The 20,765-nt window shown below is 66.9% G+C and carries 14 protein-coding genes; 2 read left to right on the top strand and 12 right to left on the bottom strand.

Annotated features, from left to right (window positions below; translation table 11 throughout):
* The first annotated feature begins 51 nt into the window (after positions 1–51).
* A complete protein-coding gene (locus tag ACI1V7_RS01690) occupies positions 52–513 on the top strand; it encodes a response regulator (protein WP_404530056.1) in 462 nt (153 codons plus the stop codon).
* Between the two features lie 95 nt (positions 514–608).
* Here the strand turns inward: ACI1V7_RS01690 and ahpF are convergent, their stop codons facing one another.
* The 12 genes from ahpF to ACI1V7_RS01630 form a co-directional block, all read right to left on the bottom strand.
* A complete protein-coding gene (gene ahpF, locus ACI1V7_RS01685) occupies positions 609–2,186 on the bottom strand; it encodes an alkyl hydroperoxide reductase subunit F (RefSeq protein ID WP_404531523.1) in 1,578 nt (525 codons plus the stop codon).
* Positions 2,187–2,438: 252 nt separating this feature from the next.
* Complete coding sequence (gene ahpC, locus ACI1V7_RS01680; protein ID WP_290412057.1) at positions 2,439–3,002, bottom strand: alkyl hydroperoxide reductase subunit C; 564 nt, start codon at positions 3,000–3,002, stop codon at positions 2,439–2,441.
* 250 nt (positions 3,003–3,252) lie between these two features.
* On the bottom strand, positions 3,253–4,467 hold the full coding sequence (locus ACI1V7_RS01675; RefSeq protein ID WP_404530055.1) for a hybrid sensor histidine kinase/response regulator: 1,215 nt from the start codon (positions 4,465–4,467) through the stop codon (positions 3,253–3,255).
* A complete protein-coding gene (locus ACI1V7_RS01670; protein WP_404531522.1) occupies positions 4,464–5,102 on the bottom strand; it encodes a chemotaxis protein CheB in 639 nt (212 codons plus the stop codon). Before ACI1V7_RS01670 ends, ACI1V7_RS01675 begins: the two co-directional genes overlap by 4 nt.
* Positions 5,102–5,893 (bottom strand): CheR family methyltransferase, encoded by a 792-nt coding sequence (locus ACI1V7_RS01665; RefSeq protein ID WP_404531521.1) that lies wholly within the window; start codon positions 5,891–5,893, stop codon positions 5,102–5,104. The genes ACI1V7_RS01670 and ACI1V7_RS01665 overlap by 1 nt, the downstream gene beginning before the upstream one ends.
* Before the next feature lie 40 nt (positions 5,894–5,933).
* Positions 5,934–9,395 carry a response regulator gene (locus ACI1V7_RS01660; protein ID WP_404530054.1) on the bottom strand — a complete coding sequence of 1,154 codons (3,462 nt, stop codon included), beginning with the start codon at positions 9,393–9,395 and terminating at the stop codon, positions 5,934–5,936.
* A 113-nt stretch (positions 9,396–9,508) separates the two neighbouring features.
* On the bottom strand, positions 9,509–12,106 hold the full coding sequence (locus ACI1V7_RS01655) for an excinuclease ABC subunit UvrA (RefSeq protein WP_404530053.1): 2,598 nt from the start codon (positions 12,104–12,106) through the stop codon (positions 9,509–9,511).
* Positions 12,107–12,192: 86 nt separating this feature from the next.
* Positions 12,193–13,278 (bottom strand): SDR family oxidoreductase, encoded by a 1,086-nt coding sequence (locus tag ACI1V7_RS01650; protein WP_404530052.1) that lies wholly within the window; start codon positions 13,276–13,278, stop codon positions 12,193–12,195.
* 97 nt (positions 13,279–13,375) lie between these two features.
* Positions 13,376–14,638, bottom strand: a complete 1,263-nt coding sequence (locus tag ACI1V7_RS01645; protein WP_404530051.1) for a glycosyltransferase — start codon at positions 14,636–14,638, stop codon at positions 13,376–13,378.
* 29 nt (positions 14,639–14,667) lie between these two features.
* The gene (locus ACI1V7_RS01640; protein WP_404530050.1) at positions 14,668–15,381 is read right to left on the bottom strand and encodes a hypothetical protein; all 714 of its coding nucleotides are present in this window, start codon (positions 15,379–15,381) and stop codon (positions 14,668–14,670) included.
* Between the two features lie 102 nt (positions 15,382–15,483).
* Positions 15,484–15,963 carry a cyanophycin metabolism-associated DUF1854 family protein gene (locus ACI1V7_RS01635; protein WP_404531520.1) on the bottom strand — a complete coding sequence of 160 codons (480 nt, stop codon included), beginning with the start codon at positions 15,961–15,963 and terminating at the stop codon, positions 15,484–15,486.
* On the bottom strand, positions 15,963–18,245 hold the full coding sequence (locus ACI1V7_RS01630) for a cyanophycin metabolism-associated ABC transporter (protein ID WP_404530049.1): 2,283 nt from the start codon (positions 18,243–18,245) through the stop codon (positions 15,963–15,965). The genes ACI1V7_RS01635 and ACI1V7_RS01630 overlap by 1 nt, the downstream gene beginning before the upstream one ends.
* A 331-nt stretch (positions 18,246–18,576) precedes the next feature.
* Here ACI1V7_RS01630 and ACI1V7_RS01625 point away from each other — a divergent pair, with 331 nt between their 5' ends.
* Positions 18,577–20,754: a cyanophycin synthetase gene (locus tag ACI1V7_RS01625; protein WP_404530048.1), complete on the top strand. Its 2,178-nt coding sequence runs from the start codon at positions 18,577–18,579 to the stop codon at positions 20,752–20,754.
* Positions 20,755–20,765: the final 11 nt, after the last annotated feature.

The following is a 20,765-nucleotide window of genomic DNA, read 5'->3' as shown; positions in this document are numbered from 1 at the left end:
TGTTGAATAACAATCAATGGGAGCACATACACTCAGCAGGAGGACTCCATCATGAAGTACGCCCTGCTCAATGATGAAGACGTGGCATCGCGCCGCCACAGCGCCGCACTGCTCAAGTCGCTCGGCTACACGGTCGCGGAGACCGACAGTCCGGCGGCCGCGCTGAACGCTACCCGCGCGCTGCGTTTCGACCTCATTCTCACGACCCAGACGCATGGCGACGGCGACCGTCGCAGCCTGCCCGGCGAATTGAACCGCCTGGCGCCATGGGCGCCGACGATCCTGATGGTGCCGCTTGACTCGCCGTTGCCGCCGCAGTACCGGCAGTTCAGCGGCACCGTCAACATGCCCGTCACCGTGCCTGCGCTGCGCCATGCCATCGAATTCGGCCTGGACGGCACGGGTGCCCATCCCGTGCTGCTGCGCACGGGGCGCGAGCGCCGCTGCGGCAGCCAGCGCCGCAACGAGCCGCGCGGCGCACGCCCTTCCACGCACGGCGAACGCCGTCCATAAAAAAAAGCAGCGTCCCTTGCGGAGACGCTGCTTTTCCCAACCTTCGATCACACAGGTCCGGCACGCGCCGCGCGCCGGACCTCTCCTGCCATCGTTTAAGCCGCTTCCACGGCCACCGGCATGCGGATCAGGTAGTCGAAGGCCGACAGTGCCGCCTTGGAACCCTCGCCGGCCGCGATCACGATCTGCTTGAACGGCGTGGTGGTCGCGTCGCCCGCGGCGAACACGCCCGGCACGTTGGTGCGGCCATGGGCATCGACGACGATCTCGCCGAAGCGCGACAGCTCCACGGTCCCTTTCAGGAACTCGGTGTTCGGCACCAGGCCGATCTGCACGAACACGCCGGCCAGGGGCACGTGGTGTTCCTCGCCCGACAGGCGGTCCTTGTACGCGATGCCGTTCACCTTGCTGCCGTCGCCGGTGATCTCGGTGGTCTGCGCGTTCACGTGGATGGTCACGTTGGACAGGCTTTCCGCCTTCCTGACCAGCACCGCGTCGGCCTTCAGCTGGCTCGAGAATTCTAGCAGCGTCACGTGCTCGACGATACCGGCGAGGTCGATCGCCGCCTCGACGCCCGAGTTGCCGCCGCCGATCACGGCGACACGCTTGCCTTTATAGAGCGGGCCGTCGCAGTGCGGGCAGTAGTTCACGCCGGCGTTCTTGTATTCCTGCTCGCCCGGCACGTTGACGTTCCTCCAGCGCGCGCCCGTCGACAGGATCACGGTGCTCGACTTGAGCGAGCCGCCGTTGGCGAAGCGCACCTCGACCAGCTCGCCGGGAGCCGACGGCGGGATGATCTGCGCCGCTTCCTGCTGGGTCATCACGTCGACGCCGTAGTGGCGCACCTGGGCTTCCAGCGCGGCCGAGAATTTCGGGCCGTCCGTTTCCAGGACCGAGATGTAGTTCTCGATCGACATGGTGTCGTTCACCTGGCCGCCCATGCGCTGGGTGGCGACGCCGGTGCGGATACCCTTGCGGGCCGCGTACACGGCCGCTGCCGAGCCGGCCGGGCCACCGCCGACGATCAGCACGTCGTACGGATCCTTGGCATCCAGCTTGGCGGCGTCGCGGGCGCCGGCGCCGGTATCGAGCTTGGCGACGATCTCTTCGATCATCATGCGGCCCGAGCCGAACAGTTCGTTGTTCAGGAAGACCATCGGCACGGCCATTACCTGGCGCTGCTCGACTTCCTTCTGGTAGGCGCCGCCTTCGATGACGGTCGTCTTGACCTTCGGGTTCAGGATGGCCATCAGCGACAGCGCCTGCACCACGTCCGGGCAGTTATGGCAGGTCAGCGACATGTACATCTCGAAGTTGTACTCGCCGTCCAGCGCCTTGATGGCATCGATGACGTCCTGCTCGACCTTCGGCGGGTGGCCGCCCGTCCACAGCAGCGCCAGCACCAGCGAGGTGAACTCGTGGCCCAGCGGCAGGCCGGCGAAGCGCAGGTTCATGTCGGTGCCGGCGCGTTTCAGCGAGAACGACGGCTTGCGCGCATCGTTGCCGTCCGTGCGCAGGGTGATCTTGTCGGCGCGCAGGCTCTGGATGGTCTGCAGCAGTTCGAGCGTCTGCTTCGAAGTTTCGCTGTCGTCCAGCGACGCGACCAGTTCGAAAGGCTGCTGCACACGCTGCAGGTAGGCGCCCAGTTGGGTCTTCAGGTCGTTGTCAAGCACGCTCATGGTCATATCCTCGGTCGTATCGTTAAAAATTTCGGGCGTAGCGGGGCCCCGACGCACCCCAGGTGCATCAATCAAATTAGTAAATCTGGCGCGGCAAAATCGACTAGTTTGATCGCCAGCGTCGTGGCGGGATCATGCGGCGCGAATCAAGAGATGGTGGCTCGAGCCGGCCCTGCAAGGGGCGGGCCCGAACCGGGATTGCATTTTTACTGCGGCGGGCCGATCCGGCCCGCGTGGCGATCCGTATTAGATCTTGCCGACCAGGTCCAGCGACGGCTTCAGGGTTTCGGCGCCTTCGCTCCACTTGGCCGGGCACACTTCGCCCGGGTGGGCTGCGACGTACTGGGCAGCCTTGACCTTGCGCATCAGTTCCGATGCATCGCGGCCGATGCCGTTGTCGTGCACTTCCATCAGCTTGATCTGGCCTTCCGGATTGATGACGAAGGTACCGCGCAGGGCCATGCCTTCTTCTTCGATCATGACTTCGAAGTTACGGGCCAGGATACCGGTCGGGTCGCCGATCAGCGGGTAGTTGACCTTCTTGATCGCTTCCGAGGTGTCGTGCCATGCCTTGTGGGCGAAGTGGCTGTCCGTCGACACGCCGTACACTTTCACGCCCATCTTCGCGAATTCCGGCTGGAAAGCAGCCAGGTCTTCCAGTTCGGTCGGGCAGACAAAGGTGAAGTCGGCCGGGTAGAACATCAGGACCGACCAGGTGCCTTTGAAGTCTGCTTCGGTCAGGTCGACGAACTTGCCGTCATGGTAGGCGGTTGCTTTGAACGGCTTGATCGTGCTGTTGATGATGGACATGTTCTCGTTCCTCTTCAGGGGGGTGGTTAAAAAAACGCTAGGTGCACACTATAACCCGCGCACCGTTGCTTGTGAAATTAATTGATCAGATTTTAGCAATTGATTTTAACTATCGGCCAAGCATAGCGTGGCGCTATGACGGGGAAATGACAAGCCAATCGACGTCGTCCCTGCGCAGGCAGGGACCCAATTCCTTGGTGCAGTGGCTCGGCAAGAACTTGGGCCCCTGCCTGCGCAGGGGCGACGACCGTCAGGCCGACGCGACTACCGTGGCGATGACCTCGGTGCACGGCAGCGTCAGGCTGAACGTCGCCCCCTCCCCCGGCACGCTGGCGACGGTCAGCGAACCGCCGTGCGAGGTGGCGAGCTGGCGCGAGATGTACAGGCCCAGGCCCAGGCCCTTCGGTTCGCCGCTGCGGGCGCCCCGCTCGTAGGGTTCGAAGATACGTTCGAGGAAGTCCGGCGCGATACCCTTGCCGTGGTCGCGCACGTCGATGCGGGCATTGCAGCCCTCCTCGTGCACGCTGATCTCGACCTCGCCACCGCCGCCGTAGCGCAGCGCATTGGTGATCAGGTTGACCACCACCTGCTCGATGCGGAATTCGTCCCACCAGCCTTCCACCGGCGCATGCGGTAGCACGACCAGGGTGCAGCCGGCGTCGGCCGCCTGCAGCGACAGGTCGCTGACGACGCGTTCCAGCAGCGCCGTCAGCTCGACCTTGCCGGGGCGGATCGACAGCGTGCCGCTCTTCATGCGCGAGACGTCGAGCATGTCGTCGATGAGGCGGATCATGGCCTTGATCTGGCGCTCGTCGCGCTTGATCATGCCGCCCACCTGCTCGGCATTGAACGCGGGCAGGTTGCCGCGCTTGAGCTGCAGGCTGCGCATCTGGGTTTCCAGGAACAACGTGTTCAGCGGCGTACGCAGCTCGTGCGCCACGAGCGACATGAATTCGTCGCGCATGCGCAGCGAGCGCTGCAGCTCGGCCTGGGTATCGTTCAGTTCGCGCACGAGGATTTCCTGCCCGCGCCGGGCCTCTTCCAGCGCCTCCATCTGGCGCCGCATCTCGCGCCGCTGCTGGTCCAGCGTGACGAACACATTGACCTTGCTGCGCACGGCGTCCGGGTCGAGCGGCTTGTACAGGAAGTCGACGGCGCCCGTCTCGTAGCCCTTGAACGCATAATTCAACTCGCGTCCGGCGGCGGAGACGAACACGATCGGGATGTTGCGGGTGCGCGAGGTGGCGCGCATCAGCTCGGCCAGCTCGAAGCCGTCCATGCCCGGCATCTGCACGTCCAGGATCGCCAGCGCGAATTCGTGCTCGAGCAGCAGCGACAGCGCTTCCTCGCCGGAGCTGGCCTGGAACACGATGCGCTGCTCGTCGCGGATCAGGGCATCGAGGGCGCGCAGGTTTTCGGGCAGGTCGTCGACGATCAGGAGTTTGCTGGGATCGTGTGCGCTCATGGTCTATTCTCCAACATGGGCAACAAGGCCTGGATGGCGGCCAGCGGCAGGACCAGGTGCGGCTTGCAGCGGCGGATCGCTTCCAGCGGCATGACGGGCACCTGGGCATCGCCCGGCTCCTGCACGACGGTCAGGCCGCCGCAGGCGCGGATGTGCGCCATGCCGCCCGCGCCGTCGTGGTTGGCGCCCGTCAGCAGGATGCCGGCCAGGCCGGCGCCGTAGGCTTCGGCGGCCGATTCCATCAGCACGTCGATGGCCGGCCGCGCGAAGTGCACGGGCGGCTCGCAGCTGAGCGAGAAGGTCCGGTCGCGCTCCACCGACAGGTGGTAGCCGGGACCGGCGAAATACACGGTGCCGGGGGCGATCTCGTCCTTGTCCACCGCTTCGCGCACGGGCACTGGCAGGCGTTCGTCGAACAGCTCGGCCAGGCGGCTCTCGCGGTCGCCCGGCAGGTGCAGGATGCAGAACACGGGCAGCGTGTAGCCGGCCGGGATGGCGGGCAGCAGCGAGATCAGAGCGTCGACGCCGCCGGCCGAGCCGCCGATCACGACGGCATCGACGCGGCGTCCGTGGAGGGCTGCTTGCAGGGGGGCGGGGTCGACGGGTGGCAGCGGGGTCTGGGCTGCGGGGCGCATCATGCACCTACCTTGCGGAACAATCGTTCGCGCCGCGCCAGCGGCTCGAAGCGCTGGGCATACGTGGAAAAGTCGATGCTTTCCTTGCTGCCCAGCCCCAGGAAGCCCCGGTGGCACAGCGATTCGTGGAACAGCCCCAGAACGCGGTTCTGCAGGCGCCGGTTAAAGTAGATCATCACGTTGCGGCAGCTGATGAAATGGGTCTCGGCAAAGACGCTGTCCGTGGCCAGGCTGTGGTCGGCGAAAGTCACGTTCTCCACCAGCGCCCGGTCGAACAGCGCGCCGCCATAGGCCGCCGTGTAGTAGTCGGAAAAGGCGCGCGTACCGCCCGCCTTCTGGTAATTCTCCGTGTAGCTGCGCATCTTGTCCAGCGGCATTACCCCACGGCGCGCCGCATCCAGCGATTCCGGGTTGATGTCCGTCGCATACACCAGCGTGCGCTCCAGCAAGCCCTCTTCCTTCAGCAGGATCGCCAGCGAATACACTTCCTCGCCCGTGCTGCAGCCCGCCACCCAGATCTTCAGCGAAGGATAGGTCTTGAGGAAAGGCACGACCTGCTGGCGGATCGCCAGGAAATATTCCGGGTCGCGGAACATTTCCGTCACAGGGATGGTCAGGAACTGCAGCAACTGCGCGAACGCGCCCGCGTCGTGCATGACGCGGGCCTGCAGCTCGGAGATCGTGTCGCACTCCATCGCGCGCAGCGCGGCCAGCACGCGGCGCTTCTGCGACGCCCCCGTATAGTCGCGGAAATCGTAGTTGTACTTCAGGTAGACGGCTTCGACGAGCATCCGCAATTCGATGTCGGTGTCGCTCGGTTGGTACTTCACTTCAAATGCGCTCCAGTGTGGGCATCCATACCCGCAGCAGCGAGTACAGTCGGGCCAGGTCGATCGGCTTGGCCAGGTAGTCGTTGGCGCCGGCGGCCAGGCATTGCTCCTGGTCGTCCTTCATCGCCTTGGCGGTGATCGCGATGATGGGCAGGCGCGTGAAGCGCTTGTCCTGGCGGATCCGGCGCGTGGCCTCGAGTCCGTCCATGCCAGGCATCATCACGTCCATCAGCACGAGGTCGATGGCTTCGTTCTCGTCCAGCTTGGCTATTGCTTCGTATCCATTTCGGCCGACCTCGACCCGGGCGCCGCGCTGCTCGAGCGCGCTGGTCAGCGCGAACACGTTGCGCACGTCGTCGTCGACCAGCAGGATGGTGCGGCCCTCGAACACGCGGTCCCTACCGCGCACGCTCTTGAGCATGGTCTGGCGTTCCGAGGAAAGCTTCGATTCCACCTTGTGCAGGAACAGCGTGACTTCGTCCAGCAGGCGCTCCGGCGAGCGTGCCCCCTTGATGATAATCGAACGCGAATACTTCAGCAGTTCCGCTTCTTCGTCGCGCGTCAGGTTGCGGCCCGTGTACACGATCACGGGCGGGAACGAGCACAGCTCTTCCATCGACATGCGCTGCAGCAGCTCGTTGCCCTGCATGTCGGGCAGCTTCAGGTCGATGATCATGCAGTCGAAGATCTCGCTGCGCAGCAGCTCCAGCGCTTCCGCGCCCGTGCCGACCGCGGCGATCTCGACGTCGGCGTCGGACACCAGCTGCACCACGCTGTCGCGCTGGCGCTCGTCGTCCTCGACCAGCAGCACGCGCTTGATCTTCTGCGAGGACTTGTCCTTGAGCTTGCGGAACACGTCCTCCAGCTGCTCGCGCGTGGACGGCTTGAGCGCATAGCCGATCGCGCCCAGGTGCAGCGCCTCGCCGCCGTTGTCCTGGCTCGACACGACGTGCACGGGGATGTGGCGGGTGGCCGGGTCGTCCTTCAGCTGCTGCAGCACCGACAGGCCGGAGCCGTCCGGCAGGCGGATGTCGAGCAGGATCGCGTCCGGGCTCTCGCTGGCGGCCAGTTCCAGGCCCTGGTGCGCCGTCATCGCCACGAGGCAACGGAATTCCATGTCGTGCGCCAGGCCGTACAGGATGCGCGCGAATTCCGGGTCGTCCTCGATGACGAGCACGCTGCGCCGGCCGGCGGCCGGCTGGGCACGGTCGTCGGCGAAGCTGTGCGTCGGCATCTCCTCGGCCGGCGCGGGAGCCGGGGCCGGGGCCGGCTGGCGCACCGGCGGCGCCGCATGCACGAGCTGCGGGGCCGGCGGGGTGGCCGCCACGGCGCCGTTGCGCGGCAGGCTCAGGGTGAAAGTGCTGCCCTGGCCCGGGGTGCTGGCCACGGACAGGGTGCCGCCCAGCAGCGACGTCAGGTCGCGCGAGATCGACAGGCCCAGGCCCGTGCCGCCGAAGCGGCGGCTGATGGTGCCGTCGGCCTGGTGGAAGGCGTCGAAGATCTTGTCCTGCTGGTCCGGGGCGATGCCGATGCCGGAATCGCGCACGGAAAACTGGATCCAGCCGTCCGCGGTGGCGCTGACGGACAGGCCCACGCTGCCCTTGTCGGTGAACTTGATGGCGTTCGACAGCAGGTTCTTGAGGATTTGCTCCAGGCGCTGGCGGTCGCTGTGGATGGCGATCGGCACGTTGGCCTCGACGTCCAGGTCGAACACCAGCTCCTTCTGGCGCGCCAGCGGCTCGAACACGCGCGTGATGCCCTCGACCATGCGCCGCAGCGGCAGCTCTTCCGGCACCAGGTCCATCTTGCCGGCTTCGACCTTGGAGATGTCGAGGATGTCGTTGATCAGGTTCAGCAGGTCGTTGCCGGCCGAATAAATGGTCTGGGCGAAGCGCACCTGCTCTTCGTTGAGGTTGCCGCCGGCATTGTCGGCCAGCAGCTTGGCGAGGATTAGCGAGCTATTCAGCGGCGTCCTCAGTTCGTGCGACATGTTCGCCAGGAACTCGGACTTGTAGCGGCTGGCGCGTTCCAGCTCCAGCGCGCGGTCGCGCAACTGGTCCTGGGCCAGTACCAGCGCGGCATTCTTGGTGTCCAGGTGGGCGGCCTGCTCGGCCAGCTGCTCGTTGGTCTGCTCCAGCTCGGCCTGCTGGTTCTCCAGCGCGCTCTGCGATTCCTCCAGGGCGCGCGACTGTTCCTCGAGCTCCTCGTTGGCGGTGCGCAGTTCTTCCTGCTGCACCTGGAGTTCCTCGTTCAGCGATTGCGCCTCTTCCAGCGCCACCTGCAGGCGCTGGCGGTACAGCACGGAGGCCACGCCGGCGCCCACGCCCTGGGCAATCGCTTCCATGAATTCAATGTCGCGCTCGCGCACGCCGTGCAGGAAGCCGATCTCGATGATGCCCTTGATCTTGCCGAAATTCGAGACGGGCGCGATCAGGAGTTCGCGCGGCGCCGTCTCGCCCAGCGCCGACACGACCTTCACATAGCCTTCCGGCAGGTCGCGCACGGTCATCGTGCGGCCCTGGTTGGCGGCCTGCGAGGCCAGCGACTCGGCCGGCTGGATCACCTGCGCGTGCTGCGCGTCCGGCGCGAAGCCGTAGGTGCCGATGCGGGTCAGCACGCCTTCGTCGCTGCGCACGTACATGGCGGCGACGGCGCCGTTCAGGTAGCGCGTCACATAATCGAGCACGGCCTGGGCCAGCGGCTCCAGCTCGTTAATGCCCATCGTCCTGGCGGCCAGCTCCGTCTGGCCGGCGCGCAGCCAGTCCTGGTGGCGCAGCTTGGCGTTGTACTGGGCCTCGTGCTCGAGCGTCTCGTTGTACGTCGTGGACAGGTGCATCAGTTCGCGCCGGCCGAACATGGCCAGCGCGCCCGCGACGATCAGGCTGAACAGCAGGAAGGCGGCGACCGACCAGGCGATCACGGCGCGCGACGATTGGTTGCGTTCTTGCAACAGACCCTGTTCTTCGAGGATGAAGCTGTTGAACTGGCGCCGCACCTCGTCCGTCAGCGACTTGCCGCGGCCGCTCTTGATCTGGTCGACGAAATCCTCGTTCTTGCTGCGGCGGGCGATCACGTTCTCGGCAAACACCTGCCACTGGGCCTGGGCCGTGCGGATGCGCTGCACCCGTTCCGTCTGTACCGGATTGTCGCGCACGAGCCCGAGCAGGTCGGTCAGGCCGACCTCCAGCTGCGACCGGGCGGAGCGGTAGGGCTGCAGGAATTCATCGTCGCCGGACAGCAGGAAGCCGCGCATGCCCGTTTCCATGTCGGCCGACAGCTTGCTGACCTCGTTGGCGCGGCCGATCACGTGCTCCGAGTGCTCGACCCAGCTCAGGACGTTGATCAGATAGGCGATGATGCCGACGAAAACGAGGGCGCTCAGGACGCCCATTCCCAGCGGCATGGCGACGTTACGGGACAGAATTCGACGGAATTGGGTGCTATCGATACTCGTGCCGGTCATGCTTTCTCGAAACTCATGTGAAAAAAATGTCCAAAGTGTAACGCATACGCCAAATCGGGCGCGTTCTTTTGAACAGATTTTTTTGACGGGTATTTACACCCATTCCCGGGCCCTCAGCGTTCCAGGGCGGCTTTCAGATAAGGCGCCGTGCGGCTGCCCCGTGCGCGCGCCACCTGTGCCGGCGGTCCCTCGGCCACCACCTTGCCGCCCGCCTCGCCGGCGCCCGGACCGATGTCGATCACCCAGTCGCAGGCGGCCACCACGCGCATCGTGTGCTCGACCATGATGACGGTATTGCCGGCATCGACGAGGCGCTGCAGCTGCGCCAGCAGGCGGTCCGCGTCGAGCGGATGCAGGCCCGTGGTCGGCTCGTCCAGGATGTACAGGGCGCCACCGCGGGTGGCGCGCTGCAGCTCGGTCGCGAGCTTGATGCGCTGCGCTTCGCCGCCGGACAGCTCGGTGGCGCTCTGCCCCAGGCGCAGGTAGCCCAGGCCCACTTCGCGCAAGACCTGCAGCGGGCGCGCCACGCTGTCCTCGGCGGCAAAGAAGGCGTGCGCCTCGTCCACCGTCATCGCCAGCACCTCGGCGATGTTGCGGCCGTTCCACGCGATCGCCAGCGTGTCCGGGTTGTAGCGCGCGCCCTCGCAGGTCGGGCACGGCGCATACACGCTGGGCAGGAACAGCAGTTCGACCATCACGAAGCCCTCGCCCGCGCAGTGCGGGCAGCGGCCCTTGGCGACATTGAACGAGAAGCGCCCGGCATCGTATTTCTTCTTGCGCGCCTGCGGCGTGGCGGCGAACAGCTTGCGCACCTGGTCGAACAGGCCCGTGTAGGTGGCCAGGTTCGAGCGCGGCGTCCTGCCGATCGGCTTCTGGTCCACGCGCACGAGACGCTTGATGCCGTCCATGCCGGCGATGCGGCCCAGCGTGCGCACCTGCTCCTCGGCCTCCAAGAGGGGCGCCTCCTCGCCTTCCGGCTCCTCCTCGGGCGCGGCCTGGCCCAGCGCCTCCGTCACCAGGTCGACCAGCACCTGGCTCACCAGCGTCGACTTGCCGGAGCCGGAGACCCCGGTCACGGCCGTCATGACGCCCAGCGGGAACGCGACGTCGAGCGCGTCGAGGTTGTTGCGGGTGACGCCTTCCAGGCGCAGCTGGCCGGTCGGCGCACGGGATTCACGCGCCTGGCTGGGCGCCGCGTCGGGCAGGTCGGCGAACAGGTAGCGCCGCGTGTGCGAGCCCTCGACCCTGCGCAGGCCGTCGGGCGGGCCGCTGTAGAGCACCTGGCCGCCGCCCTCGCCCGCCTGCGGGCCGACGTCGACGATCCAGTCGGCCTGGCGGATCACGTCGAGCGCGTGCTCGACGACGAACAGCGAATTGCCGCCCGCCTTGAGGCTGGCCAGCGCATCGAGCAGCGCCTCGGTATCGGCCGGGTGCAGGCCGGCCGACGGTTCGTCCAGCACGTAGACGACGCCGAACAGGTTGGAACGCACCTGCGTCGCCAGTCGCAGGCGCTGCAGCTCGCCGGGCGAGAGCGTCGGCGTGCTGCGCTCCAGCGCCAGGTAGCCGAGGCCCAGCGCCAGCAGCACTTCCAGGCGCGCACACAGGTCGGCGGCGATGCGCTGGGTGACGATGACCTGCTCCGGATGCGCGTCCTTGTCCTTGCCGGCCTTGCCAGTCTTTCCCTTTTCGTTACCCGCCACGTAGGGCTTCATCAGTTCCGCCAGCCGTTCCAGCGGCATGCGCGACAGTTCCGTGATGTCCATGCCGGCGAAGGTCACGGACAGCGCCTCGCGGCGCAGGCGCTTGCCATGGCACAGCGGGCATTCGGTGCTGACCATGTAGCGCGCCACGCGTTTCTTCATGGCGGCGCTCTCGGTATTGGCGAAGGTCTGCAGCACGTAGCGGCGCGCGCCCGTGAAGGTGCCCTGGTAGCTGGGCGTCTCCTTGCGCTTGAGCGCGCGCTTCGTCTCGGCCGGGGTCAGGCCCGCGTACACAGGCACCGTGGGGGTGTCGTCCGTGTACAGGATCCAGTCGCGGTCCTTCTTCGGCAGGTCGCGCCAGGGCGTGTCGACGTCGTAGCCGAGCGTGACGAGGATGTCGCGCAGGTTCTGGCCGTGCCAGGCCGGCGGCCAGGCCGCGACGGCCCGTTCGCGGATCGTGAGGCTGTCGTCCGGCACCATCGAGCCTTCCGTCGCTTCGTAGACGCGGCCCAGGCCCGAGCACTGGGGACAGGCCCCTTCGGCCGTGTTGGGAGAGAACGATTCCGCGTACAGCAGTTCCTGGCCGGGCGGGTAGTCGCCGGCGCGCGAGTACAGCATGCGCAGGGAGTTCGACAGCGTGCTGACGCTGCCCACCGACGACCTCGCCGTCGGCGTGCCGCGCTGCTGCTGCAGGGCGACGGCGGGCGGCAGGCCGTCGATGTCGTCGACTTCCGGCACCGGCATCTGGTGGAACAGCCGGCGCGCGTACGGCGACACGGATTCCAGGTAGCGCCGCTGGGCTTCCGCGTACAGCGTGCCGAACGCGAGCGAGGACTTGCCGGAGCCGGACACGCCGGTGAACACGACGAGCGCGTCGCGCGGGATGTCGAGGTCGACGTTCTTGAGGTTGTGCTCGCGCGCGCCGCGCACGCGCACGTGGCCCGGCAAGCCGGCGCCCGATGTGGACGCCTGATGGGATTCGTGGCGCGGTTCCTGGTGTTTCGTGCGCATGCGCGTTCTCCGGCTTCATTGCATGAGGCCGCATTGGACCACATGCGGGCGGGGCCGTCCGTGCGGCCGTCCACAGTAGCGCGCTATCAGGGAATCAGGCGCTCCGCACGCAAGGCAGTAAACAGGTCGAAGAAGGAATCCTCGGTCGATTGCCACGCCGCAAATCCGAGGCGGCGGCTATTGGCCATGTCCGTCATCACTTCGATGGGACGGCCCAGGTCCAGGTCCGTGTGCCAGGGCGAGACGAGGCGGTCCAGGTCCGGCTCGCGCAGGCCGTGCTTTTGGGCGATGTGGCGCCAGGTCTCGCGATCGCCCGCCATGATCTTTTCCAGCGGCTGGATCTCGCCGGAATAGCCGGCCGCCTGCACGCCGAACCATGCGGCCAGCCGCCGCCACAACCAGCTCCAGCGGAAATAATCGCCGTTGGTGATGTTGAAGGCCTCGTCCTTCGCCGCATCGGTATCGGCGGCCCAGCGCAACTGCTTCGCCAGCATGCGCGCATCGGTCACGTCCGACAGGCCGTTCCATTGCGCTTCCGATCCCGGGAACTGGAACGGACGCCCCGTCTCCTTGCAAATGGCGGCGTACACGGCCAGCGTGGTGCCCAGGTTCATCGCATTACCGACGGCCAGGCCGATGACCGTATGGGGCCGGTGGATGCTCCAGGTGAAGCGGTCGCGTTGGGCAGCGGCGTACACCTCGTCTTCCTGCGCATAGTAAAAATTGTCGAGCGGCAGGCGCGGCTGGGATTCGCGCAGCGGCGTATCGGGCAAGGTGCCGGAACTGGCATAGGCCTCGAACGGGCCGAGGTAGTGCTTCAATCCCGTGACCAGCGCCACGTGGCGCAGCGACTTGCGCGGGGCCAGCGCACCCAGCAGGTTGCGCACCATGCCCGCATTCACGCGGATGTTCTCGGCCTCGCTGTCCTGGCGCATCCAGGTGGTAATGAACACGTGGGTGGGGCCGTCCGTACCGCCGCCGAACGCGGTCTCGAAGGCCTGCGTCAACACGGCCGGGTCCAGCAGGTCGGCCGGGACGGGAATCAGGCCCGGCAGGTCGGTGGGCGGGCGGCGGGCCAGGCCGTACACGGTCCAGCCATGGGCCAGCAGTTCGCGGGCCGTGTAACGGCCGCCGATGCCGCTGGCGCCGACCACCAGTGCGCTTCGTTGCATAGGAATCCTCTTTGGGTTGTCATGGGGTGTATTCGCTTCCATTGTCGCGGGACGGGCGATGCCGGGGCGCGCCATTGCCGCACCCCATTGCCGCGCACTACGTCGCCGCCAGCGCTTCCAGCCGCACGGCCATGTCCGCCACGGCATCGCCGCCGGTGAAACGCGCGCGCACGGCATGGGCCCGTTCGGCCGCGTTCGGATCGAGCAGGCGCGCCAGCGCGATGGCCAGCTTTGCGCCATCCACGCGCGCGGCCGGCAAGCTCTCCCCGGCGCCGAGCGCCGCGACCCGCATCGCGTTGTCGAACTGGTCGTGCGCCAGCGGCACCACGAGTTGCGGCGTGCCGGCGCGCAGCGCCTCGGCCGTCGTGCCGATGCCGCCGTGGTGCGCGAGCAAGGCCAGGTGCGGCAGCAGGCGCCGCAGCGGCACGTAGTCCTGCCACAGGATCGACGGCGGCAGGTCGCCCGGCAGCTGGGCGCGGTGCGGCGTGAGGAAGATCGCGCGCCGGCCGAGCCGCTCGACGGCCGCCCGCGCCGCCCGGAAGTAGGCGGCGGACTGGGTGTTGCCGGTGCCATGGGTGAAGGCGAGCGGTGCCGGACCGGCCTGGAGAAAAGCCTGCAGCTCCGGCGCCAGCGCCGCATCGGGATTCGGGTCGTACAGCGGAAAATCGCCGCGCGCGAGCGGCTGCGGCCAGTCAGGCTGCGTGGGCGCGAACCAGGCCGGGAACAGCGTCAGCGACAAGTCGGGCACGGGAAACACGGCATCGGCCAGCGTCGCCGCCGGCGCCAGCCCGTGGCTGCGCCGCGCCGCATTCACGTCGGCCAGCGCGACGGGATCGATGAAGGTGCGCATCGCCCAGCGCCACAGCGCGCGCCGTGCGCCCAGCGGCACCCAGGACGGCACGCGCCACGGACCGACCAGCAGCGGGTCGTGCACGGTGGGCAGGTTCTGCGGCGCCAGGTAGGCGGCGGCGATCTTCAGGCCCGGCCTGAGCGCGCGGCACAGGTCCGCCTCGGGCAGCGCCAGCGGGTGCGCGAGCAGCACGCAGCGCTCGTCGGCCGGCAGCGCCCGCACGAAGGGGACGATGCGCGCCATCGCCGGCCGCGTCGCGCGCCAGACGACGCCGAAGCCGCGGGTCGGATGCCACAGGTCGGGGTCGTGCAGCACGGCTTCGTCGGCGGGCAGGCCGGTGAACGGCAGGCCCGTGGGCGCCACGTAGGGCGCGTGCTGCTCGGGCGCGAGGAAGGAGACGCGGTGGCCGCGCCCGCGCAGCGCCAGGGCCAGCGCGAGGAAGGGAAACAGGTCGCCGGCCGAACCGATGGTGACGACGACGAAGTGGGTGGGCGGCGGCAGGGTTGGCAACGGAAGTCCCGGTACGAAAGGCGGTGACCTTACTGTACGCGATAACCTGACGACGGGTCGGACGAACCGGCCGCGTCGCCCAGCCGTGCGCCCCCATTCAACTTGCTGAATTTCTCGATTGCCAACGCGAGAGCCGCGTCGCAGGAGATAAGGTCATCCGACACCTTTTCCGCATGCATCGCGATCCGGGTCTTGTCGTTCAGGTCGTGGGCAAACCCGGAAATCGCGACGGGCGGCTTGTGCGCCGCGCGGCGCTCGAACATCGACGAATTCACACCGTATAACGTGGTATCCCGCGTCACCACGTCGAATGCATAGGTGAACAGCAAGCTGCCCTTGGCAGCATCGATGGACACCGCATCGCTCATCCAGAAGCCGTGGACTTGCCGGTTTTCGGTGTAGGAACGCCCGAGGATCACCACCGATTCGAGGTCTTGCGAGTAATGCTCTACCGTATAGCGGAAGTCTTTATTGTGCCCTTTGAAATACCCGACCCAGGTACCGTGGAGGTAGTACGGTCCCAGCACCAGCGCCCTGACGCGCTCGTTCCGCTCCATCAGCCATCGGATGGCGACCGTCAGTAGTCGATAGACACCCGCCGACAGCAGCAGGCCGACCGCGGCGGAGACGAGCGCATTGTCGCTCCATCCGGGCTCGATCCTGGACACCGCGCTGATAGCAGCATACATCAAGGAGACAGTCGTACTCGCGATCAGGGCATTGAGTTTTGTCGAGGGGCTCATCTTCGCTGTTATTTTTTGGCAACAACGAAGTGTACCTACACGGGCCCGCCATGTCGATATGACATTCGCGCCGGGACTGGATATGCCGGGACGCGGCCTGCCCTAGAGAAACCGGTCGAGGATCCGCCGGCTGTTCTTGTCCACGCCGAACATGTCGCGGATCAGGAAGTGGATGCCGTGGCTGTCCGCGATCAGCAGCGAGAATGCGCCCAGCCGGCGGATGTCTTCCTCGCCCTTGAGCACGAATTCGGTGTCGCCGCGGTCCGTCTGCACGTGCCAGGTACAGGGCGTGGCGAAGCTCGACACGCTCTTGATCGACAGGATCTCGGGCATGAACTCGCGGCCCTCGAGTTCTTCGAACACGAGGGCGCGCAGGTCGGCCGGGAGGGTTTCCAGGTCGTCGATCCAGGCGACTTCCTTGCCCCCGTCGCGCACCAGCGAAATGCCGCGCGTGGGGGCCTGGACGGGGAAGGAGCGCACCGGCATCACGCCGACGAATTCCTCGCCGTCGGCGTTGGTGAGCACCAGCTTGCCGAATGCGTCGCGGCGCAGCTGGAACGGAGCGTAGTTCGTCGTCTTCATCATTCGTCTTCCTTCCCGTCCGGGTCCTGGTCCACGTTGCGCGCCTGCGCCTCGTACAGGCGGTAATAGGCGCCCTGCTGCGCCATCAGTTCGTCGTGGCTGCCCTCTTCCACCACCAGGCCGCGGTCGAGCACGACCAGGCGGTCGGCACGCTGCAGCGTCGACAGGCGGTGCGCGATGGCGATCGTCGTGCGGCCCTGCACGAGGTTGTCCAGGGCCTTCTGGATTTCCTTCTCCGTCTCCGAGTCGACCGAGGACGTCGCCTCGTCCAGGATCAGGATCGGCGGGTCGATCAGCAGCGCGCGTGCGATCGAGATGCGCTGGCGCTCGCCGCCGGACAGGCCCTGGCCGCGCTCGCCCACCATCGAATCGTAGCCCTGCGGCAGGCGCAGGATGAATTCGTGGGCATGCGCGGCGCGCGCCGCCGCGATGATGTCCTCGCGCGTCGCATCCGGCTTGCCGTAGGCGATGTTCTCGGCGATCGTGCCGAAGAACAGGAACGGCTCCTGCAGCACGAGGCCGATGTGGCGGCGGTAGTCGGCCACGGCGAAGCTGCGGATGTCCGTGCCGTCCAGCAGGATCGCGCCCTCGGCCACGTCGTAGAAGCGGCAGATCAGGTTGACCAGCGTGCTCTTGCCCGAACCGGAATGGCCCACCAGGCCGACCATCTCGCCGGCCTTGATGTCCAGCGAGATGCCGCGGTTGACGGCGCGGTTGCCGTAGCGGAAACCGACTTCGCGCAGCGTGATGTTGCCGGCCACCTTGTCCACCTTGACGGGGTTGACGGGGTCCGGGACGCTCGACACGTGGTCGAGGATGTCGAAGATGCGCTTGGCGGCCGACGCCGATTTCTGCGTCACCGACACGATGCGGCTCATCGAATCGAGGCGCACGTAGAAGCGGCCGCTGTAGGCGATGAAGGACGCGAGCGTGCCGACGGTGATCTCGCCCTTGCTGATCTGCCAGATGCCGAAGCACCAGATCACGAGCAGGCCCAGCTCCGTCAGGAACGAGACGGTGGGCGAGAACAGCGACCAGACCTTGTTCAGCTTGTCGTTGACGGCGAGGTTGTGCTTGTTCGCTTCGCGGAACCTCGCGGCTTCGCGCTTTTCCTGGGCGAACGCCTTCACCACGCGGATGCCGGGAATGGTGTCGGCCAGCACGTTGGTCACTTCGCCCCAGACGCGGTCGATCTTCTCGAAGCCGGTGCGCAGCTTGTCGCGCACGATGTGGATCAGCCAGGCGATGATGGGCAGCGGCACCAGCGTCACCAGCGCCAGCTTGGCGTTGATGGAGAACAGGATCACGCCCGTCATGATGATCATGAGGACGTCCGACAGGAAGTCCAGCAGGTGCAGCGACAGGAACACGCAGATGCGGTCCGAGCCGCTGCCGATGCGACTCATCAGGTCGCCCGTGCGCTTGCCGCCGAAGAATTCCAGCGACAGGCGCAGCAGGTGCTCGTAGGTTTCCGAGCGCATGTCCGCGCCCATCCGCTCCGACACCAGCGCCAGGATATAGGTGCGCCCCCAGCCCAGCGCCCAGGCCAGGATGGCCGAGCCGAACAGGCCGCCCATGTACATGTAGACGAGCGAGGTGTCGATTTCCTTGCCGTTCTGATACGGGATCAGCACGTTGTCCATCAGCGGCATCGTCAGGTAGGGCGGAATCAGGTGCGCGCCCGTGCTGGCCAGCAGCAGCAGGAAGCCCAGCAGCAGCTGGCCCTGGTAGGGCTTGGCGAAGCGCCACAGGCGCAGCAGCGTCCAGGTCGACGGCGGGGTGTGCAGCACCTTGGTGCAGATGGCGCAGTCTTCCTGGTCCGGATCGAGCGGCGCCTTGCAGCTGGGGCAGGTATGCTGTTCAGGCGGCTGTACGGCGATGCCGGTGCGGTGGCTTTCCAGCTGGTCGCGGAACTGGTCGACGACGCGGATCGCCTGCAGGTTCTGGCCCAGCGTGAAGCGCCAGTCGGCCAGCAGGCCCTGTTCGTCGACGAGTTCGAGGTGGCCGACGCCGGCATGGTCGTAATGACGCAGCGCCAGGCCGTCGCGGTAGGCCCAGTCGCGCCAGGCCGTGTCGCCGGGCGCGCGGGCCAGCAGGCGACGGTCCGTCACCACGATCAGGCCCTTGGTGAAACGTAATTTCGTATCGAGGTCAACCTCGACGCTAGTTAGAACGTTTTCCCCTGGCGCAAGCTTCTTCTCGACGTCCGCCTGCCAGTGCTCAGGCAGGAAACTGGCGGCGATCGCCAGCGGCGCAGAGGGAACGAGTTGTTGAGTTGTCATGTGATGCCGCCCCGTAGGGCAAGATTTCCATCTGAATGATATTGGGAGTCGGGCTGCGGAAGGCAGATCTTGTACGTTGGAACGCGGCGGCAGGCATTACGGTTGACAGCCGCATGTGCTGGAGCGCCGTCGTAATTACGGTATTCTATCGGACAGGTGAGGCTGGCAATAAACGGTACGGCACGATAAGCTTCGTTTCAGCAAGTATACAACATGTGCATTGTGGAAATTTACATAGATGCCCAGGAATCGGGAGATTTGTGCCACGATGCGCGAACATAGGCAAATGCCGCTGTGGTGAGAGTTGGTCGCCGCGCGGCCAGATATATTCATGACGAATAAGAAAGACATCGACATTCTTCGCGTGACCCACCTGGGTGGACCGAACATCTGGACCTACCGTCCTGTCATCGAAGCCTGGCTCGATCTCGGCGAACTCGAGGAATGTCCTTCCAACGCCCTGCCCGGCCTGTACGAACGCCTCACCGCCTGGCTGCCCGGCCTGATCGAGCACCGCTGCGGCGTCGGCGAGCGCGGCGGCTTCCTCGAGCGCCTGCGCGACGGCACCTGGTCCGGCCACATCCTCGAGCACGTCGTGCTGGAGCTGCAGAACCTGGCCGGCATGAAGACGGGCTTCGGCAAGACCCGCTCGACGGCCGACCGCGGCATCTACAAGATGGCGTTCCGCACGCGCGACGAGATCGTCGGCCGCGCCGCGCTGAAGGCAGGCCACGCCCTGCTGATGGCCGCCATCAACGATACCCCGTTCGACCTGAAGGCCACCGTGTTCGAACTGACCGAACTGGTCGACCGCTACTGCCTGGGCCCCTCGACCGCGAACATCGTCGATGCCGCGACCGACCGCCGCATCCCCTCGCTGCGCCTGACCGACGGCAACCTGGTCCAGCTGGGCCACGGCGCCGCCCAGCGCCGCATCTGGACCGCAGAGACCGACCGCACCAGCGCCATCGCGGAAAGCATCGCCAGCGACAAGGACCTGACCAAGACCCTGCTGGCCTCCTGCGGCGTGCCGGTGCCGGAAGGCAGCGTGGTGCGCAGCGCGGAAGCCGCATGGGAAGAAGCCCAGGACATCGGCCTGCCCGTCGTCATCAAGCCCGTCGACGCCAACCACGGCCGCGGCGTGTCGCTGAACCTCATGACGGAGGCCGACGTCCACGCGGCCTACAAGATCGCATCCGACGAGGGCGACTCCTATTCCGTGCTGGTCGAGCGCTTCGTCACCGGCAACGAGCACCGCCTGCTGGTCGTCGGCCAGAAGGTCGTGGCGGCCGCGCGCGGCGAATCGGTGTGGGTGACGGGCGACGGCGTCTCGACCGTCATCCAGCTGTGCGACAGCCAGATCAACACCGACCCGCGCCGCGGCGAAGCCGAGGAATTCCCGCTCAGCCCCGTGCTGCCGGCCCAGAGCGAGGAAAACCAGCTCCAGCTCAAGCGCCAGGGCCTGACCCCGACCTCCGTGCCGCCGGCCGGCCAGAAGGTGCTGATCCAGGTGAACGGCAACGTCGCCGACGACGTCACCGACCTCGTGCACCCGGACGTGGCCTACATGGCCGCCCTGGCCGCGCGCGTCGTGGGCCTGGACATCGCCGGCATCGACCTGGTGGCCGAGGACATCTCGCGCCCGCTCGACGAACAGCGCGGCGCCATCATCGAAGTCAATGCCAGCCCGGGCCTGCTGGCCCACATCAAGCCGGCGTCTGGCGAGCCGCGCAACGTCGGCAAGCACATCGTCGAGCACCTGTTCGCGGAAGGCGAAACGGGCCGCATCCCGCTGGTGGGCGTGACCGGTACCACGGACGCCGCGCTGGCCGCGCGCCTGGTCGGCACCGTGCTGCACCACGCCGGCAAGCACGTGGGCGTGGCCAACCGCGAAGGCCTGTTCCTGGACGGCCGCCAGGTCGACGCGCGCGACGGCACCCGCTTCGAGGCGGGCCAGCGCGTGCTGATCAACCGCACCGTGCAGGCGGGCGTGTTCGAATCGAACGCGCGCTCGATCCTGACCGAGGGCCTGCCCTACGACCGCTGCCTGGTCGGCATCGTCACCGACATGGGCGACGTGGCGGACGTGCAGGACCTGTACATCCGCGACGAGGACGCCCTGTACGGCGTGGTGCGCAGCCAGGTCGACGTCGTGCTGTCCGACGGCGCCGCGGTCCTGAATGCCGGCGACGAGCGCACGGCCGAACTGGCCGAACTCTCGGACGGCGCCGTGCTGTTCTACGCGCTGGACGAAGCCAACTCGGTGCTGGCCGCGCACCGCGCGGAAGGCGGCCGCGTCGCCTTCGTGCGCGACGGCCACATCGTGCTGGCCGAGGGAGAACGCGAAACCCGCCTGCTGGGCCTGGACAAGCTCAAGAGCGCCGTGGCTGCCCAGCCGGGCGCCGTGCTGGCCGCCGCCGCCGCCGGCTGGGCGCTGGACGTGCCCGCCGACCTGATCTGCTCGGGCCTGCGCACCTTCGACCCGGCGGCAAAAAAGGCAAAGCACTAAGCAAGCACCGA

Origin of the sequence: Massilia paldalensis, from assembly GCF_044901715.1 — a bacterium.
Classification (GTDB): Bacteria; Pseudomonadota; Gammaproteobacteria; order Burkholderiales; family Burkholderiaceae_D; genus Telluria; species Telluria paldalensis.
This window is presented reverse-complemented; position numbering and strand designations above follow the sequence as displayed.

Bases quoted from the DNA above. Each gene is read 5' to 3' on its own strand.
- ACI1V7_RS01660 (WP_404530054.1), bottom strand. From the start codon at position 9,395: ATGACCGGCACGAGTATCGATAGCACCCAATTCCGTCGAATTCTGTCC.
- ACI1V7_RS01640 (WP_404530050.1), bottom strand. From the start codon at position 15,381: ATGAGCCCCTCGACAAAACTCAATGCCCTGATCGCGAGTACGACTGTC.
- ACI1V7_RS01630 (WP_404530049.1), bottom strand. From the start codon at position 18,245: ATGACAACTCAACAACTCGTTCCCTCTGCGCCGCTGGCGATCGCCGCC.
- ACI1V7_RS01690 (WP_404530056.1), top strand. From the start codon at position 52: ATGAAGTACGCCCTGCTCAATGATGAAGACGTGGCATCGCGCCGCCAC.
- ahpC (WP_290412057.1), bottom strand. From the start codon at position 3,002: ATGTCCATCATCAACAGCACGATCAAGCCGTTCAAAGCAACCGCCTAC.
- ACI1V7_RS01675 (WP_404530055.1), bottom strand. From the start codon at position 4,467: ATGAGCGCACACGATCCCAGCAAACTCCTGATCGTCGACGACCTGCCC.
- ACI1V7_RS01635 (WP_404531520.1), bottom strand. From the start codon at position 15,963: ATGAAGACGACGAACTACGCTCCGTTCCAGCTGCGCCGCGACGCATTC.
- ACI1V7_RS01665 (WP_404531521.1), bottom strand. From the start codon at position 5,893: ATGCTCGTCGAAGCCGTCTACCTGAAGTACAACTACGATTTCCGCGAC.
- ACI1V7_RS01670 (WP_404531522.1), bottom strand. From the start codon at position 5,102: ATGCGCCCCGCAGCCCAGACCCCGCTGCCACCCGTCGACCCCGCCCCC.
- ACI1V7_RS01655 (WP_404530053.1), bottom strand. From the start codon at position 12,106: ATGCGCACGAAACACCAGGAACCGCGCCACGAATCCCATCAGGCGTCC.
- ACI1V7_RS01650 (WP_404530052.1), bottom strand. From the start codon at position 13,278: ATGCAACGAAGCGCACTGGTGGTCGGCGCCAGCGGCATCGGCGGCCGT.
- ACI1V7_RS01625 (WP_404530048.1), top strand. From the start codon at position 18,577: ATGACGAATAAGAAAGACATCGACATTCTTCGCGTGACCCACCTGGGT.